This window comes from Streptomyces sp. NPDC026417 (assembly GCF_055567695.1).
Genome location: NZ_JBVHPY010000012.1, coordinates 179100 through 196092 on the forward strand (window position 1 = coordinate 179100; position 16993 = coordinate 196092).

A 16993-nucleotide genomic window follows, 5' to 3' on the forward strand; every position below is an offset into this window, starting at 1 on the left:
CTGCTGACAGATCGTCAATTGACTTATGTCAGTTCCCTGACAAAGAGAGCGCCGTGATTCGGCGTCCCGGGGCAGAGCCCCGGCCGCTGCCCCGCGCAGAGAATCCGTGCCACGGCACGGTCCGGCGGAGGGAGCGGGTGTGGGACGTGCACGGCTGTCCGCCCTGATGGCGCTGCTCACCCTGACCGGGTTCATCACGACCCTCGACAACACCGTGATCAATGTGGCCCTGCCCACCGTGCAGCGTGAACTCGGCCTGTCCGTGAGCGACTTGGAGTGGGTGGCAGCCAGCTACGTGCTCAGTTTCGGCGCCCTGCTGCTGCCCGGCGGACGGCTGACGGACCTCTTCGGGCGCCGGAGCGTCCTCGCGACCGGCATCGTGGTCTTCACGGCGGCCTCGGGTGCGGCGGCGCTCGCGGACAGCGGCGGCACCCTCATCGCGGCCCGCAGCGTACAGGGGGTCGGAGCGGCGCTGGTCATCCCCGCCTCACTGGCCGTGGTCGCCGCCGACCTGCCCGCCGCGAGGCGCTCCACCGCCGTCGGCCTGTGGACCGCGGCGCTGGCCGTGGCCCTGGCCCTCGGACCCGTCGTCGGCGGATTCGTCACCCAGCAGTGGTCCTGGGGCTGGGTGTTCGCACTGAACGTGCCGTTCGGCGCGCTCACCCTGCTGCTGGTGCCCGCCGTCCCCGCCCGGTCCGCCCCCGCGGGCGGCGCGCCGGACCTGCCCGGCGTCCTGCTCTCGGTCCTCTCCCTGTACCTCCTCACGTTCGGTCTGGTGCGCGGAGGCGAGCACGGTTTCGGCCGGGCCCCCGTCCCGCCGTGCCTGGCCGTCTCCGCGGTCTGCGGCCTCGCCTTCGTGGTCCGGGAGGCGCGGACGGCGCGGCCGCTCGTCGAACTGCGGCTGCTGCGCGACCGGTTCCTCACCGGCGGGGTCCTCGCCCAGATGCTGTGGGGCATCGGCGTCAACGGCGTCTTCTTCTTCACCGCCCTCTACCTCCAGCGCGTCCTCGGCTTCTCCCCGACGAAGGCGGGCCTGGCCTTCCTGCCGCTCGCCGGAGCGCTGCTCCTGTGCACGCCGTTCGCCGAACGGGCGGCGCGGACCCTGGGCGCGCACGTGTCGATCGCCGCGGGGCTCGCCCTGGTGGCGCTCGGCCTGCTGTACGTCTCCGGGACGGGGCTGCGGGCCGGGTACGCGGACCTGCAGCCGGGGCTGCTGCTGATCGGCGTGGGCTCGGCGCTCACCACGCCGCTGACGGTGCGTTCACTGGCCGAGGTGCCGGCCGCGCACACGGGCGCGGCCACCGGTCTGGTGAGCGCGGCGCGTGAGGTCTCCGGGGTCTTCGGCGTGGTGCTGGTGGGCGTCGCCCTCACCCGGCGGGAACGGGCGGAGCTGCGGGCCGGCGCGGACGCGCGCAGCGCGTTCCTGCACGGCTACGACCTCGGACTCCGGCTGGCCGCCTGCTGCGTGCTGGCCGGAGCGTTCGTCACGCTGCTCGCGCTGCGCCGCCGGGGCCGCCACCGGAGGGTGGTGGCGCGGGGGGACCGCGGACACGCGCGCGTTGTCCGCAAGTGACAATCCGCACGCCCGGGTTCGTCCGTCGCCGAGGAGCCGCCGGGTGTTACTGCCGGTATCGTCTCCCCTCCCCTGTTCCCGCGCACAGGAGGGAGCCGCCGCGTTGAACGGGTTACGGACGTGGGAGAGCGAGGCCGCAGTCCACGGAACGCACGTGCCGCCGGCCGGTGGGACCGCCTCAGGCGCGGCACCGCGGGTTTCGGACGACTGCCCGGGCCGCCGGAGCACGGCCGCCCGGGCCCCGGACGGGTCGGCGGACGGCCGCAAGGCGGGCGCCCGGACCGTGGACGGCGTCGCCGCCGGCCGTACCCGAGGGGGCCGGGCCGTGGACGACTCGGACGCCGGCCGCAGGCCGGTCGCCCGGGCCCCGGGGGACGCCCGGAAGACGGCCGGCCCGGACTCCGTGGAGGAGCCGAACGGCCCCTTCAAGGCCTTCCCTTCGGGTCTGCACGCCACCCTGCGACCGTACTTCGACGACATCACCGAGGAGGTCGCCCGCGCGATCAGGACCGACATCCCGGAGTACGCCCGTCCGACGGACGACACGTACATGCAGGTGGTGCACCGGGGTGTGGAGCATGCCCTGCAGGGGTTCCTCGAACGCATGGCGAAGCCGGACACCGACTGGGAACCGGTGAAGGCGACGTACCAGCGCATCGGGCGCGGGGAGGCGGACGAGGGACGCAGTCTCGACTCGTTCCAGTCCGCCCTGCGCCTCGGCGCGCGGGTGACCTGGCGGCGTATCAACGCCCTGGTGGACGCCGACCTGCTGCCCCGGGGGGTGCTCGCGGCCTTCGGCGAGGCCCTGTTCCTGCACCTGGACGAGATGGCCGCCGCGACGACCGCCGGGTACACGGAGGCACGGCTGCACGCGGCGGGCGAGCTGCAGCAGCGACGGGCCCGGCTGATCGACCTGCTGACGGCCGACCCGCCGGTGTCGGCCGAGGCCATCGGGGATCTGGCGCACACCGTCCGGTGGCCGGTGCCGCGGACGCTCGCGGTGGTGGCGATCGACCCGGGACCGCACCCGACGGCGGCGCGGCCCATCGTGCCGCCCGGGTTCCTCGCCCGGTTCGACGTCCAGCCGTCCGTCCTCGTGGTGCCCGACCCCGACGGGCCGGGGCGGGCCCGCGCCGTCGCCGCGGCGCTGCGCGGCCTGCGCGCGGCGATGGGCCCGACGGTCGCCCTGCGGGAGGGCGCGCGGTCGCTGCGCTGGGCGGCGCAGGCGCTGGACCTGGTGCGGCGCGGCATCCTGCCCGGCACGGAACCGGTCCGCTGCCGGGACCACTTGGCGACGCTGCTGCTGTTCCGGGACGAGACGCTGGTGGACGCCATGGCCGAACGCCATCTGAGCCCACTGGAGGACCTGCGCTCCCCGCAGCGGGAACGGCTCGCCGAGACCCTGCTGAGCTGGCTGCAGTGCGGGCACAACGCCAGCGAGGTCGCGGCCCGGCTCGCCGTGCACCCGCAGACGGTGCGGTACCGGATGCGGCAGCTGGACGCGCTCTTCGGCGACCGACTGCTCGACCCGACGGCCCAGTTCGAGATGCAGCTGGCGTTGCGTGCCCAGGCGCTGCGCCGTGCGGCCGAGGCGGGGTGAGGGGGCGGGCACGCGAGCGGCCGCCGCACCTGCCGCCGTCACGACCGTCGCAGGATGCGGTTGGCGCCGGCGGCCGCGGTGGTAGCCAGCAGCCAGCCCAGGCAGACGAGGATCACGGCCGCCCACTGGAGTCCGCCCCCGGGGCTGAAGGCCTGTTCCTGGCCGAGGTCCACCAGGGGCAGGACCAGGTCGAGGGTGTAGACGGCGGGCTGGAAGCGGGGCGGTCCGCCCGGGTCGAGCGGTTGCGGTGGAAACCGGCTGAACAGAAGGGTGCCGGTGGCCATGATCGCGAGCAGCCACCACACGGCGCGCATCGGCCGGTAGCCGTATCCGACGGTGATGTCCTGGAGCCGGCTCCACACCCGCCCCGGCCACGGCAGGGTGGCCCGCAACCGGCTCTGCTTGGCCAGCAGCACCGTGCGCGCGTCGGCGTCGTGGCCGTGCTGCCGGTACACGGAGGCGAGTTGCTCGTACGGCTGGGGGGTGAAGCCCTGCGGGTCGCGGGTCAGCAGCGGCAGCCGCTGCCGGGCGGGGAGGTACGGCAGCAGGCTCTCGTACACGACGCCTTCCAGGCGCACGGCGTCGGGCCAGTCCTCGGAGGTGCCGCGCAGCACGGTGACCCGGGTGTGGCTGAGATCGACGGTGCCGTGCACCGGACGGCCGAGGCTCAGGGTGAGTTCGGAGGCGGTGGAGCGCCGGCTGGTGAGGGCGGGACTGCCCGCCGGGACGTCGATGCGCGCGTCCGCGAAGGACACCCGGCTGCGCACGGTGATGTTGCTCAGCGAGAGTCTGCCGCGTGCGGTGAAGCCGTCGCAGCAGTTGAACTCGGCGCCGACGTCTATGCCGTGGGCCCGCAGCGCGGGTCCGTGCCCCACGCCGAGGGAGGCGCCGTCGAGGAGCACGCCGCCGCCGACCCGTGCATCGCACAGGTCCACCGTCCCCTCGGCCATCAGGCCCCCGCGGCCGTCGAGGTCGCCGCCGATGTGCAGCCGGTTCGCCCTGAGCACGGTCCCGTCCGGGTCGGCGAGGGCCGCACCGGTGAGGACGACACTGCCGCGTACGGAGGTGTCGCGGAGGTCGGCGCACCCGTCGACGCGTAATCCCCCGCCGGCCCGGACGTCTCCGCCGACGGTGGCACACCGCAGGTGCAGGGCGCCCTCGGCGCGCGCGGTCAGCCGGCTGTGCTCCAGGTGCAGGGTGCCGCCGATCGAGGCGCCGTCGAGGTACGTCGGGCCGTCCACGCGGCAGCCGCTGATCTCGCACCTCCCGCCGGTCGTCACGCCGACCGCCGACAGACCGGGCAGTGCGCAGTCCCGGATCTCCAGGGCGCCGAGCGACGCGCCGTCGAGACAGGGCGCCTCGGTGAAGCGGCAGTGGTGCAGGCGCAGCGTCCCGGCGACGACGGCTTCGGCGAGGTCCAGTCGTCCGACGACGCGGACGTCGCGCAGGCGCAGCCTGGCCAGGTGTCCGGGCTCGGGCAGGGGCGGGGCGAGCAGCAGCCTGCGGACGGCAGCAGCCCGCACTTCGCCGCCGTCCGCGTGCCACTCGCCACGGCGGAACGCGGCCCACATGCTCCGCTCACTCCGACTCAACTCGCTGGGCGCGAGGCTGCCCGACACGTCAACTCCCCCTTTGGAGACGGAAAAAGCAGGACCGGTGAGCACGAGGAACTCGACCGGGCGCGAAACCTCCGCATCGCTACCCCTGAGGCGCACGGGGCAATCGCGCCCTCGGTCCGGGCACGTGTGAGGTTGCGGGCGCGTGGCATTTCCTGGACGACTGTCCAGCTATAGTGGACACCTGTCCAAGAAGACGCCTTGCCCGGGAGCGGTGGAGCAGATGCAAGCGGTCGCGAACGTACTGGTCGGGCTGGTGGCCGCGCTGCACGGTTACATCCTGGTCCTGGAGATGTTCCTGTGGGAGCGCGGGCCGGGCCGGAAGCTGCACGGCTTCGATCCCGAGACGGCCCGGCTGACGGCACCGCTGGCCGCCAACCAGGGCCTCTACAACGGATTCCTGGCCGCCGGCCTGCTGTGGGGCCTGATCGCCGGGGACCCGACCGGCTTCCGCGTCCAGGTGTTCTTCCTCGGCTGCGTGGTGGTGGCGGGGGTGTACGGCGCGGCCACCGCGAACCGCCGCATCCTGGTCGCCCAGGCGCTGCCCGGCGCCCTCGCCCTGGCCGCGGTACTGGCCGCCCGGTGACGCCGGAGGACCGCCGCGGACCGCGGGAGGGCCGCACCGGACCGGCCCCGCGAGCGGGCCGGGTGCCGCGTGAGGGCCGGGCCCGGCACGAAGGCCGGGAGCCGAACAAGGGCCGGGCACCGCACGAGAACCGGGGCCCGCACGAGAACCAGGGCCCACACGCGCCGCCGGTCTCGCAGGACCCGCGTGCCGCGCGCACCCGGGCGCGGCTGCGCCAAGCGCTGCTCGACGAGTGCGCCCGCCGCCCCCTGGAGGAGATCGGCGTCGCGGCGCTCGTGCGCACGGCCGGGGTCGGCCGGGCCACGTTCTACGTGCACTACGCCGACTTGGAGGCGCTGGCGGTGGACGCCTGCGCCGAGGTCGTACGGGACGCCGTGGACGCGCTGCACGCGTGGCGCGGCCGTCCGGACCCGGTGTCGGCGCCGCCCGCCCTGCTCGCGTTCTTCGCGGGCCTCGCCCCGCACGCGGGGCTCTGCCGGGCCCTGCTGAGCCCGGGCGGCGGCGGACCGCTCGGACACGTGCTCCACCGCGACCTCCGGGCCCGCAGCCTCGCCGAGCGGGAGCTCGCCGGCGCCGCGGACGCCCCTCTGGTCGCCTCCGCGGTGGCCGCCACCTTCGCCGGGGTCCTCGCCGACTGGCTGCACGGTCTCATCGAGGCCACCCCGGAGGACATCGCCCACCAGGCCTGGCAGCTGCTGGTCGCCCTGCACCGGAGCCGGTGACCGGCGCAGGGGCCGGGGCCGGGGCCACCGGGGGGCGATCCGAACGGCACCCCCTAGCGCACGGCCTGGAACGTGCGCCGGTACGCCTGGGGCGAGACGCCGATCGCGGCGTGCAGGTGCTGGCGCAGGGAGGCACCGGTCGCGAAGCCCACCTCGCCGGCGATCTGGTCCACGGCGAGATCGCTCGACTCCAGGAGATGGCGGGCGCGCGCGACCCGTTGCTGGATGAGCCAGCGGCCCGGGCTCATGCCCACCTCGTCGTTGAAGCGGCGGGCGAAGGTCCGCAGGCTCATCCGGGCATGGCCCGCGAGATCGGCGAGGGTCAGCGGGTCGCCGAGGCGCTCGAGGGCCCACTGCCGGGTGGCGGCCGTACCGGCGGACGAGGGTTCGGGGACCGGCTGCTCGATGTACTGCGCCTGACCGCCGTCCCGCCACGGCGGCACGACGCAGCGACGGGCCACCCTGTTGGCCAGTTCGCTGCCGTGGTCCTTGCGGATCAGATGGAGGCAGACGTCGACGCCGGAGGCGGCGCCGGCCGAGGTGAGGATCGCCCCGTCGTCGACGAAGAGCACGTCGGGGTCCAGGTCCACGCGCGGGAACATCGTGCGGAAGTGGTCGGCGAGCTGCCAGTGCGTGGTGGCCCGCCGCCCGTCGAGGAGACCGGCCGCCGCCAGCACGAAGGCGCCGGTGCAGATCGAGACGATGCGGGCGCCGGGCCGGATGTGCCGGAGCGCGGCGGTGATCTCGTCGGACAGCCACGAGGTGACGTACGACGGGGTGATGGGCGGGATCACCACCGTGTCCGCCGTGGCCAGGACCTCGGGACCGTGCTCGACGGTCACCGAGAAGTCGGCGTTGGTGCGTACCGGGCGGCCGTCGACGCTGCAGGTGAGCACCTCGTACCGACCGTCCGCGGCACCGAAGATCCGGCTGGGGATGCCGAGTTCGAAGGGGTAGATCCCCTCCAGTGCCAGCACCACGACGCGCTCGGTGGATTCCATGGCACGATCCTATCGGATATTGGCAATCTTGCCATTTCCTCGCCGCGCCGACCCCGGCAGGCTTGAGGCCATGAGCACTGCGAACACGATGCGAGCCATCCGTCAGACCGTCCTCGGAGGCCCCGAGGTCCTTGAGGAAGTGGAACTGGAGCGCCCCGCCCCGGGCCCGAGCGAACTGTTGGTGCGGGTGCGCGCCGCGGGAGTGAACCCGACCGACTGGAAGCACCGCGAGAACGGGGGCTTCCTCAAGGAGCCGCCCTTCGTCCTCGGCTGGGACGTCTCCGGTGTCGTCGAGGCGGTCGGCCTCGGCGTCACCGTCTTCAAGCCCGGCGACGAGGTCTTCGGGATGCTGCCCTACCCGTACGGCGTCGGCTCGCACGCCGAGTACGTCACCGCCCCCGCCCGCACCTTCGCCCGCAAGCCGGCGTCGGTCGACCACGAGCAGGCCGGCGCGATCCCGCTCGCCGCGCTGACCGCCTGGCAGGCACTCGTCGACACCGCCGACGTGCAGCCCGGGCAGCGGGTGCTGATCCACGCCGCCGCGGGCGGAGTGGGCCACCTGGCCGTGCAGATCGCCAAGGCGCGCGGCGCGTACGTGATCGGCACGGCCAGCGCGGGCAAGCACGACTTCCTGCGCGAGCTGGGCGTCGACGAGCCGGTCGACTACCGGGAGACCGACTTCGCCGAGGCCGTCCGTGACGTCGACGTCGTCCTGGACACGATCGGCGGCGACTACCGCTTCCGCTCGCTGCGCGTCCTGCGCCCGGGCGGTCTCCTCGTCACAATCCTGCCGAGCGGCGCGACGGACTTCATCGAGGAGGCCGGCCGGCTGGGCGTCCGTGCGGTGGAGATGCTCGTCGAGGCCGACCACGCGGGGATGACCGCGGTCGCCGGGCTGGTCGAGGCGGGCACGCTGCGCGCGACCATCGCGGGATCGTTCCCGCTGGCCGAGGCCGCCAAGGCGCACGCGCTCGGCGACACCGGCCGTACGTCCGGGAAGCTGGTGCTGACGATCCCGTAGCGAAAAGGGTGCCCCGGCCCGGCCCGCTCCGGGCCGGGCGGAGGGCATCCCGCGCCGCCGTTCCCCCCGCCCGCCTCCTCACCCCGGGACTCGCCGAGCAATTCCGAGACATATGTCAATCGAACATGCTGGAATTCATTCGTACGGGGGTAACTTGCAGAGCAGGGAACGGCTTTGCACCACGGGGGGCCGGTCCAGCAACCGGTGGGAGGCGATGTCGTCGTGCCGCACGAACCCGCACCCCTTGCCCGGCATCTGCGGATCCACCGCCACGGGAGCCACACCGTGCTGGAGTTCCACGGAGAGATCGACATCGACACGGCGCTCGGCATCGTCCCGCACCTGGACGCCGAGACCGGTCGCCCGGAGCCGCGGGTGGTGATCGACCTGCGTCACGTCGAGTTCTTCGACTGCTCCGGGCTGCGTCTGCTGTACCGCGCCAGGCACCGGGTCGCCGCCCGGGGCGGCGAACTGCACCTGGTCTGCACCCACCCCCTGACGCTGCGGATCCTGCGGGTCACGGGGCTCGCCAGGCTGCTGCCTCCGGTGGCGTCCGTGACGGAGGTCCTCGGTGCGGCGGCGACCGCCCCGGCCGGTCCCGGACAAGCGCTCCCCGCCCCCTCGGAGTGAGGGCGCCCGGTGCGGGGCCGGGCCGGGTCGTGTCCGCAACGTCCCTCCGTCCGCCCGGAGGGCGGGCCCGGCTCCGCCTGGAGCGTGCTCTCCGCGTGCCGGGTGCACGGCCCCGTACTGGATGCACTCGGCCTTACGCCCCGTGCGGCGAAGGCGCGTGCCAGGCGTCGCGGGGCAGGAGGGACGGTGCGGACACCCGCCCATCAGGGGCGTCAACAACGCTGCGGGCCACTACACCTAGGGGGTGTCGGGCGCGTCGAACAGGGCGCTGACCGACTCACCGTTGTGGATGCGCCGGACCGCCTCGGCCAGGGCCGGGGCGATGGAGAGGATCCGCAGTTTGTCGGTGCGCTCCTCGGCCGCGATCGGCACGGTGTTCGTGCACACGATCTCCAGGACGTCGGGCTGCTCGCTCAGCCGCTTCAGGGCACCGGCGGCGAAGAGCCCGTGCGTGCAGGCGACCCTGATGGACCGCGGCCCGAGTTCCCGCAGTCGCTCCAGAAGCTCCAGCACCGTGCTGCCCTTGGCGATCTCGTCGTCCAGCACGATGACGTCGCGCCCGGCCACCTCGCCGATCACGGAGCTGATGCTCACCCGGTCGTCCGCGAAGCGCTGCTTCGCCCCGGCGGCCACCTGGGCGCCCAGCATCCGCGCGAACGCGGCGGCCTCCTTGGCGTTGCCGAGGTCCGGCGACACGACGGTCGTGCGCGACAGGTCGTACCCCTGGAAGTGCGCGGCCAGTTCCCGCAGGGCGTGCAGGTGGTCGACCGGCACCGAGAAGAACCCGTGGACCTGCGGCGAGTGCAGCGTCATGGCCAGGACGCGGCTCGCCCCGGCCGCCACCATCAGGTCCGCCACCAGCCGGCCCCCGATGGAAATGCGCGGCGCGTCCTTCTTGTCCGAGCGGGCGTATGCGTAGTGCGGCATGACGACGGTGATCCGCCCGGCCGACGCACCCCGGGCCGCGTCGCACATCAGCAGCAGCTCGACGAGGTGTTCCTGCACCGGCTCGACCAGCGGCTGGATCAGAAAGACGTCCCGCTCACGGCAGTTGGCCTGAAGCTGCACCTCCAGGCAGTCGTTGGCGAAGCGGCTGACCCGGGCCGGACTGAGCGGCACGCCCAGCTGCGCACAGACCTCCGCCGCCAGCTCGGGATGGGCACTACCGCTGAAGACGGCGATGTCACGCACGATCCGCTCCTCCAAGATCAGATCCGGACTGCGCGGCACATGCTACGGCCAGGCCCGGCACCGCCGGTCACCGCCTCTCCCCGGGACACCGGGGCGGCTCAGGCTCCCGACACGGCCGCCTGCGCGAGGATGCGTGCCGTCTGCTGCCCGGCCCGGACCGCGTGCTCGGAGCGGGAGCGACGGCAGCGGCCCAGCAGCGGGTCGAACTCGGTCATGACCACCCCGGCGTGGTCGGTGCCCGGTTCCGTGAGACTGGCGGGCCGGCCCTGCTCGTGCAGCGCGTCGAGCAGCCGGCGCGAGTGGTGGGCGGGCACGACCGTGTCGTCGGCGCCGTGCACCAGGTGTACGGGGATCCGCGAGGCGGGCAGTTCCTTCAGGTCGCCGAGAGGGACCGTCCCGGTGCTGCGGGCCACGACGTCGTAGCGCCCCGCGACCCCGACCACCGCGGAGGGGCGCCAGTCGTCGAACCGGGGACACAGGGCGACACCCACGGCCGCCCCCGCTCCCGCGGACCAGCCCGCCACCACCGAGCGGTCCGTCGCGCCGTCGAACCGGGCGGCCCGGCTGCGCATGTAGGCCAGGGAGTCGAGGAGTTGGGACCGGCCCCCGTCGTCGGCGGCGGGATCCCAGTCGGGGACGAAGACCAGCAGTCCGTTGCCCGCCGCCTCCTCGGCCAGGGGAGCCAGCATGTCCTTCTCGTCGGCCCCGCTGCCGTGCCAGAGCAGAGCGACGGACAGCGGTCCGGCGAGATGGGGCCGGTAGACGTCCAGGAGCCGCGGGCGGCCGTCCGCCGAGGTGGTGTAGGGCAGATCGCGAGTGACGGAGATGGACATGTGCGCGGGGAGGACCTTCCGGGGGTTCTGCCGGTCGGGCGGGGCGGCTGGGAAGCTTTGTCTACCAGCCGCGCCCCGGGGCCGGACGGGCGGGGCGGCGCTCTTGCCCGGACCGGCCCGCGGGCGCCGTCGGCACGCCGGACGGGCGGGGCGGCGCTCTTGCCCGGACCGGCCCGCGGGCGCCGTCGGCACGGCGGACGGTTCCCGCCCGGACGTTGGCCGCGCGGCGGCCGGCGGGTTCCGGGGCCCGACCGCCGCCGAGCGCGTGATCGTCCGACGCCGCCGCGAGGATTCGGCCAACCCGGCGTTGTGTCGACGGAATTGGGGGGCAGACGGCGTAGAGAAAGGAGGACTGTCGACATGACGACGTCCACCAAGCAGACGCCCCGCCCGACGTCCGAGGACCGCAGGAGCGGGAACCGGTTGCCCGGCTGGATCAAGGCGCTCATCGCCCTCGTCGCGGTGCTCGCGGTGCTGTTCGCCGGCCTGCGGCTCAGCGTGCTTCCCGGACTGCGGGACATGTTCGGCGAGGAGACGCACGACCGGTCCGGGCCCGCGCTCCTGAAGTCCATCCAGGACATGAGCCGCTACGAGGCCGCGTCCGGCAACTTCCAGGTGGTCGTGGACCTGGAGAAGGACGCCAAGCTCCTGCCGGACGCGATCCGCGGAACCCGCACCCTGTACGTCGGCGCGGGCACCGTGGACGCCTACGTGGACCTCGGCCGGCTGGACGAGAAGGACGTGTCCGTCAACGACGACCGCACGTCCGCCACGCTCCGGCTGCCGCACGCCGCGCTCGGCAAGCCCTCGCTCGACGCCGACCACTCCTACGCCGTCTCCAAGCAGCGCGGCCTCCTGGACCGGCTCGGCGACCTCTTCTCCGACAACCCCAACAGCGAACGCGCCGTGCAGAAGCTCGCCGTCAAGCACATCGGCGAGGCCGCGGACGACAGTGAACTCACCGTGCGCGCCGAGGAGAACACCACGAGCATGCTCAAGGGCCTGCTGGGCTCGCTCGGCTTCAAGGAGGTGAAGGTCACGTACGGCGCCGCCTGACCACCGGCCGGGGGACTGCCGTTCCCCCGGATGGCAGTCCCCGCCGAACGGGCGGAGCATGGAGGTGAGGGGTCCGGTCGACGTGGGCGCCGGCCGTAGGACGTCGCGGAGGAGACGGGACCGGCCCCGGCACATCGGGCACGGCCCGATTGAAGGGAGCCGTCATGCTTGAGATCAAAATGGTCGACAAGCCGGACGAGCGGCGCGATTTCCCCCGCGGCCACCTCGAAGCGGTCCACCTCACCGGACTGGACTTCGCCGTGGGGACCTTCGAGCCCGGGTGGCGCTGGTCCGAGTCCGTGGGCCCGATCGCGGGCACGGAGAGCTGTCAGATCCACCACAACGGCTACGTCGTCCAGGGCCGGATGCGGCTGCTCATGGACGACGGGGCCGAGGGCGAGGTCGGCCCCGGTGACGTCTTCGTGTGCCCGCCGGGACACGACGCCTGGGTCGTGGGTGACGAGCAGGTCATCCTGTACGACTTCGCCGGCGGCATGGCACAGGACTACGCGAAGGCGGGCAACGGCTAGCGCCGCCCGGTGGCGACCGGCACCGGTCTTTCACCACGGGGCCCGGCGGGTGATCCACCCGCCGGGCCCCATGCTGTTCCCGGGCCCCTCCCGCCCGCCACGGCAGGCTCCTCCACGCCCCGGGTCCTGCCCGCCGGCCGTCCGGTGGGGCGACACCCAACCTTCATGCCCTCTCCGCCCGGTGAGGCGGAGGAAAGCGGGCAGACGCGAGGAAGGGCATCACGGTCCGTGGTGATCACCGACGACACCGCTTGACGGCCGATGCCTCGACCGGGCATCCCCCGCCGTTTCGCGGGTAACAGGCCTCAACCACTGAGAAGTTGAAAACGGGAGGACGGAATGGTTCGTACGGCGTTGGGCTTGCGGGGCTTGCGCACCACACGTACCACGAAGTCCGGTCGGCGATCACCGGCGCCGCCGCCGGAGCCGGCCCCCCGGGAGCGGCGGGGGCTCCCCCTGCCCCTGCGACTGCTCGTCATGCTGCTGGCCTTCGCCACCATGGTGGGCTTCGCGGCCGTGCTGGCGCGGCTCACCCTGGAGCCGTCCCCGGCCTCGGAGGCACTGACCCACAACAACCTGCATCCGGGCCGTTCCCTGGAGGCCTACCTGTCGCAGCCGGCCCTGCGCGACGCGGTGAAGCAGGTCGGCGGGAACATTCTGCTGGGCGTGCCGTTCGGCGTGCTGCTGCCCATGCTGGCACCGAAGACCCGGGGGCTGATCCGGGTCGTGCTGCTGACCGCCGTGGTGATGCTGCTGGTCGAGGTGGTCCAGGGGGCGTTCATCACCGGGCGCGCCTTCGACATCGACGACGTCATCCTCAACACCGGCGGGGCGCTGCTGGGTTACCTGCTGCTGGGCCGACGCCTCGGCCGGGCGGTGCACCCCCGCCGCCGCCGTCGCGACTGACGCGGGGCCGACCGAGGTGGTCCGTACCAAAGCCTTGACAGCCCCTTACCTCACTTCTTAAATCAAGGCGAAGCGTGCACCCCCCACCTCGGTCGGCGCATCCGCGCGTGCGGATCGCCGTACAGAAGGGAGAGTCATGGACTCCCCGCGCCTGCTCCGCAGATGTCTGCTCGCCGCTTTGTCCGCCGTGTTCGTCGCCTCCGCCGCCGTGGTCCCCGCGCACGCGGGCCCCCGGGCGGCGGCAGCGGCCGTGACCTTCTCGGACACCTTCGACGGGCCCGCCGGTTCGGCCGTCAACTCCTCGAAATGGCAGATCGAGACCGGCGACAACGTCAACAACCACGAGCGGCAGTACTACACCTCGGGCAGCAAGAACGCCGCCCTGGACGGCCAGGGGCACCTGGTGATCACCGCCCGCAAGGAGAACCCGGGCAACTACCAGTGCTGGTACGGCCGTTGCGAGTACACCTCGGCGAGGCTGAACACGTCCGGCAAGTTCACCAGCACCTACGGCCACGTCGAGGCGCGGATGAAGATCCCGCGCGGGCAGGGCATGTGGCCGGCTTTCTGGATGCTCGGCAGTGACATCGGCCAGGTCGGCTGGCCCAACTCGGGTGAGATCGACGTCATGGAGAACGTCGGCTTCGAACCCTCCACGGTGCACGGCACGATCCACGGCCCCGGCTACTCCGGTTCGGGCGGCATCGGGGCCGGATACACGCTGCCCGGCGGTCAGGCCTTCGCGGACGCCTTCCACACCTTCGCGGTGGACTGGGCGCCCGACTCCATCAGCTGGTCCGTCGACGGCACGGTCTACCAGCGCCGCACCCCGGCCGACCTGGGCGGCAAGTCCTGGGTGTTCAACAAGCCGTTCTTCCTGATCCTGAACCTGGCGGTCGGCGGCTACTGGCCGGGCAATCCCGACGGCTCCACCTCCTTCCCGCAGCAGCTCGTCGTGGACGAGGTGAAGGTGACGACCGGCGACTCGGGCGGCACCGCGGGCGCGATCACCGGGCTCGCCGGCAAGTGCGTGGACGTGGCGGGGGCGAGTTCGGCCAACGGCACACCCGTACAGCTCTACGACTGCAACGGCACCGCCGCGCAGAAGTGGACGGTCTCCTCGGACGGCACGATCCGCGCGCTGGGCAAGTGCCTCGACGTCACCGGCAACGGCACGGCAAACGGCTCCACCGTGCAGCTGTGGGACTGCGGCGGGAGTCCGAACCAGAAGTGGGTGGTCACCGCGGCCCACGACATCGTCAATCCCCAGGCCGACAAGTGCCTGGACGTCACCGGCAGCAGCTCGGCCAACGGCACCCGGCTGCAGATCTGGACCTGCACCGGCGGCGCCAACCAGAAGTGGACGGTGGGCTGACGGACCGCCCGGGCGGGCAGCGGAGGGTCCGGCAGGGGGTCGCCCCCGGCCGGACCCTCCGCTTTCCGTACCGACCCGCCCCGCGGCGCGCTCGGAGCGGGCCTAGTGCGGGGTCCAGGTGAGTTTGTCGCCGCCGACCCAGCGCACCACGTCCGGGTCGTCGAGGTCGTGCACCGTGATGCCGTAGGCCGCGGCCACCAGCAGGACGTCGGTCACGGCCCTGGCCTGGCCGACCACTTCGCCGTCGATCTCGACGATGCGGAACGGCGGCCTGCCCGGCTGCACCCCGAGCACCATGATCCGCGGGGTGGACATGTGCGGGCTCGCGATTTCGGTCATGTTCCGAGCGTAGAGCGGTTCCCGGGAGCCGGTGGCGGTGCCGGGTGGCGGGCGGCGCCGCCCTGGCCCGGAAGGAGGCCCGAGGGCCCGGGGGCCCGTGTTCGCCCAGCCGGGTGAGACGCCGCACCGCTCGCACCGCGGATGCGCCGGCCGGTGGGCGGCCCCCCGGGGCGGCGATCCGCCGTGCGGGCCGGCGGCGGCTGGGCAAGGCTTGAGGACAGGAGGTGCCGATGGACCCCGTCGAGGCGCTGGACCGGATCGCGTTCCTGCTGGAGCGCGCCCAGGCGCCCACGTACCGCGTCCGCGCGTTCCGCACCGCGGCCGGCGTACTGGGCGCACTGCCCGGGAGCGAGCTGCGCGACCGGGTGGCGGCCGGGACGCTGGAGACCCTGAAGGGGGTCGGCCCGAAGACCGCGCAGGTGGTGCGCGAGGCGGTGGCCGGGCAGGTACCGGGCTACCTGGAGAAGCTGGAGGAGGAGGCGGATGCGCCGCTCGCCCGGGGTGGTGCGGAGCTGCGGGCGCTGCTGCGCGGCGACTGCCACCTGCACTCGGACTGGTCGGACGGCGGAAGCCCGATCGAGGACATGGGCCGGACGGCGGCGGCCCTCGGGCACGAATGGGCGGTGCTCACGGACCACTCCCCGCGGCTCACGGTGGCGCGCGGGCTGTCCCCGGAGCGGCTGCGCGAGCAGCTGGACGTGGTGGCGGGCCTCAACCGGCAGTGGGCGCCGTTCCGGCTGCTCACGGGCATCGAGTGCGACATCCTCGACGACGGCTCGCTCGACCAGGAGCCCGAGCTGCTGGCGCGGCTCGACGTCGTGGTGGTCTCCGTGCACTCCAAGCTCCGCATGGACGCGCGCTCGATGACGCGCCGCATGGTGGCCGCCGTACGCAATCCGCACGCGGACGTGCTGGGGCACTGCACCGGCCGCCTGGTGACCGGGCGCGGGCGGCCCGAGTCCGAGTTCGACGCGGACGCCGTCTTCGCCGCCTGCGCCGAGTCCGGCACGGCCGTGGAGATCAACAGCCGTCCCGAGCGGCTCGACCCGCCGCGGCGGCTGCTGCGCCGGGCGGTGGACGCGGGCGTGCTGTTCTCCGTCGACACCGACGCACACGCCCCGGGCCAGCTGGACTGGCAGATCCACGGCTGTGCACGGGCCGAGGAGTGCGGGGTGCCCGCCGAGCGCGTCGTCACCACCTGGACGGCGGACGAACTGCTGGCCTGGACCCGGGACCGGACGACACCGCGACGCGTGGCGCGCCCGTGACGTGGTACCCGTACGGCGCGAAAGGAGCACACATCTGATGCAACGGGCGGCCGTGTTCGACGTCGACGGCACTCTCGTCGACACCAATCACCTTCATGTGACGACCTGGTGGGAGGCCTTCCGGCAGGCGGGGCACGACGTGCCCATGCACGCCATCCACCGGGCGGTCGGGCTCGGGTCCGAGGACCTGATCGCCCACCTGCTCGGCGAGGACCGCGACCCGGACGGGGACGAGGCGCTGAGCCAGGCGCACAAGACCCTCTACGGGACCTATTTCGACCGGCTTCCCCCGCTGCGGGACGCCGGACGGCTGCTGCGGCGGCTGGCCGACGACGGCTGGACCGTCGTCCTGGCGACCTCGGCGGGCGGGGCCGAGCTGGGTGCCCTGCGCCGGGCGATCGACGCCGACGACGCCATCAAGGCGACCGCGAGCGCCGACGACGTGGCGGAGGGCAAGCCGGCGGCGGAACCCGTCGAGCACGCCCTGGAGCTGGCCGGCGTGCCGCCCGAGCGGGCGGTGTTCGTCGGCGACACCGTGTGGGACATGCAGGCCGGCAGCCGGGCCGGCGTGACCACGGTGGGCGTCCTGTGCGGCGGCATTCCGCGCGCCGACCTGGAGGAGGCGGGGGCGGGCTCGGTCTACCGGGACCCCGCCCATCTGCTCTCCCGGCTGGCGGACAGCCCCCTGGCGCCCGGGGCGTGACGTCCGGCGCCCGACGAGCCGGCCGGAGGGACACCGGGAGGCA

General features: G+C 73.5%; 17 protein-coding genes. 12 read left to right on the plus strand and 5 right to left on the minus strand.

The features are described from left to right. The first annotated feature begins 139 nt into the window (after nt 1-139). Nucleotides 140-1573 carry an MFS transporter gene (locus ACZ4NT_RS20590; RefSeq protein WP_467726761.1) on the plus strand — a complete coding sequence of 478 codons (1434 nt, stop codon included), beginning with the start codon at nt 140-142 and terminating at the stop codon, nt 1571-1573. Nucleotides 1574-1898: 325 nt separating this feature from the next. Next, on the plus strand, nt 1899-3173 hold the full coding sequence (locus ACZ4NT_RS20595) for a PucR family transcriptional regulator (RefSeq protein ID WP_467726763.1): 1275 nt from the start codon (nt 1899-1901) through the stop codon (nt 3171-3173). Between the two features lie 38 nt (nt 3174-3211). Here ACZ4NT_RS20595 and ACZ4NT_RS20600 read toward each other — a convergent pair whose 3' ends face one another. Continuing rightward, entirely contained in the window at nt 3212-4792 is a 1581-nt protein-coding gene (locus ACZ4NT_RS20600; protein WP_467726765.1) for a hypothetical protein, read from the minus strand. Nucleotides 4793-5012: 220 nt separating this feature from the next. On the opposite strand from ACZ4NT_RS20600, the gene ACZ4NT_RS20605 reads away from it, so the two are divergent. Together ACZ4NT_RS20605 and ACZ4NT_RS20610 are read left to right on the plus strand one after the other, a co-directional pair. Continuing rightward, on the plus strand, nt 5013-5375 hold the full coding sequence (locus ACZ4NT_RS20605) for a DUF1304 domain-containing protein (protein WP_121407610.1): 363 nt from the start codon (nt 5013-5015) through the stop codon (nt 5373-5375). A gap of 209 nt (nt 5376-5584) precedes the next feature. Then, nucleotides 5585-6097, plus strand: coding sequence for a TetR/AcrR family transcriptional regulator (locus tag ACZ4NT_RS20610; RefSeq protein ID WP_121407609.1), 513 nt, complete (start codon nt 5585-5587; stop codon nt 6095-6097). 53 nt (nt 6098-6150) lie between these two features. Here ACZ4NT_RS20610 and ACZ4NT_RS20615 read toward each other — a convergent pair whose 3' ends face one another. After that, on the minus strand, nt 6151-7098 hold the full coding sequence (locus tag ACZ4NT_RS20615) for a helix-turn-helix domain-containing protein (protein ID WP_121407476.1): 948 nt from the start codon (nt 7096-7098) through the stop codon (nt 6151-6153). A gap of 70 nt (nt 7099-7168) precedes the next feature. On the opposite strand from ACZ4NT_RS20615, the gene ACZ4NT_RS20620 reads away from it, so the two are divergent. Continuing rightward, nucleotides 7169-8119, plus strand: coding sequence for an NADP-dependent oxidoreductase (locus tag ACZ4NT_RS20620; protein WP_467726767.1), 951 nt, complete (start codon nt 7169-7171; stop codon nt 8117-8119). Between the two features lie 222 nt (nt 8120-8341). Then, nucleotides 8342-8749, plus strand: a complete 408-nt coding sequence (locus ACZ4NT_RS20625; protein ID WP_467726769.1) for an anti-sigma factor antagonist — start codon at nt 8342-8344, stop codon at nt 8747-8749. 237 nt (nt 8750-8986) lie between these two features. Here ACZ4NT_RS20625 and ACZ4NT_RS20630 read toward each other — a convergent pair whose 3' ends face one another. Together ACZ4NT_RS20630 and ACZ4NT_RS20635 are read right to left on the minus strand one after the other, a co-directional pair. Next, entirely contained in the window at nt 8987-9940 is a 954-nt protein-coding gene (locus tag ACZ4NT_RS20630) for a ribose-phosphate diphosphokinase (RefSeq protein ID WP_121407607.1), read from the minus strand. A gap of 98 nt (nt 9941-10038) precedes the next feature. Next, nucleotides 10039-10773: an alpha/beta hydrolase gene (locus tag ACZ4NT_RS20635; RefSeq protein WP_121407474.1), complete on the minus strand. Its 735-nt coding sequence runs from the start codon at nt 10771-10773 to the stop codon at nt 10039-10041. Between the two features lie 360 nt (nt 10774-11133). Between ACZ4NT_RS20635 and ACZ4NT_RS20640 the strand changes: the two genes are divergently transcribed. From ACZ4NT_RS20640 to ACZ4NT_RS20655, 4 genes are all read left to right on the plus strand, one after another. Beyond that, complete coding sequence (locus ACZ4NT_RS20640; protein ID WP_121407473.1) at nt 11134-11829, plus strand: DUF4230 domain-containing protein; 696 nt, start codon at nt 11134-11136, stop codon at nt 11827-11829. A gap of 164 nt (nt 11830-11993) precedes the next feature. After that, nucleotides 11994-12359: a cupin domain-containing protein gene (locus ACZ4NT_RS20645; protein ID WP_121407472.1), complete on the plus strand. Its 366-nt coding sequence runs from the start codon at nt 11994-11996 to the stop codon at nt 12357-12359. 339 nt (nt 12360-12698) lie between these two features. Then, the gene (locus ACZ4NT_RS20650; protein ID WP_121407471.1) at nt 12699-13265 is read left to right on the plus strand and encodes a VanZ family protein; all 567 of its coding nucleotides are present in this window, start codon (nt 12699-12701) and stop codon (nt 13263-13265) included. A gap of 136 nt (nt 13266-13401) precedes the next feature. Next, the gene (locus tag ACZ4NT_RS20655; protein WP_467726773.1) at nt 13402-14640 is read left to right on the plus strand and encodes a ricin-type beta-trefoil lectin domain protein; all 1239 of its coding nucleotides are present in this window, start codon (nt 13402-13404) and stop codon (nt 14638-14640) included. A 102-nt stretch (nt 14641-14742) separates the two neighbouring features. On the opposite strand, the gene ACZ4NT_RS20660 is transcribed toward ACZ4NT_RS20655, so the two are convergent. Then, nucleotides 14743-14979, minus strand: a complete 237-nt coding sequence (locus ACZ4NT_RS20660) for a hypothetical protein (RefSeq protein ID WP_121407469.1) — start codon at nt 14977-14979, stop codon at nt 14743-14745. Between the two features lie 230 nt (nt 14980-15209). Between ACZ4NT_RS20660 and ACZ4NT_RS20665 the strand changes: the two genes are divergently transcribed. Both ACZ4NT_RS20665 and ACZ4NT_RS20670 read left to right on the plus strand, forming a co-directional pair. Next, nucleotides 15210-16247 (plus strand): PHP domain-containing protein, encoded by a 1038-nt coding sequence (locus ACZ4NT_RS20665; protein ID WP_121407468.1) that lies wholly within the window; start codon nt 15210-15212, stop codon nt 16245-16247. 37 nt (nt 16248-16284) lie between these two features. Further along, complete coding sequence (locus ACZ4NT_RS20670) at nt 16285-16950, plus strand: HAD family hydrolase (RefSeq protein ID WP_121407467.1); 666 nt, start codon at nt 16285-16287, stop codon at nt 16948-16950. The last annotated feature ends 43 nt before the right edge of the window (nt 16951-16993 follow it).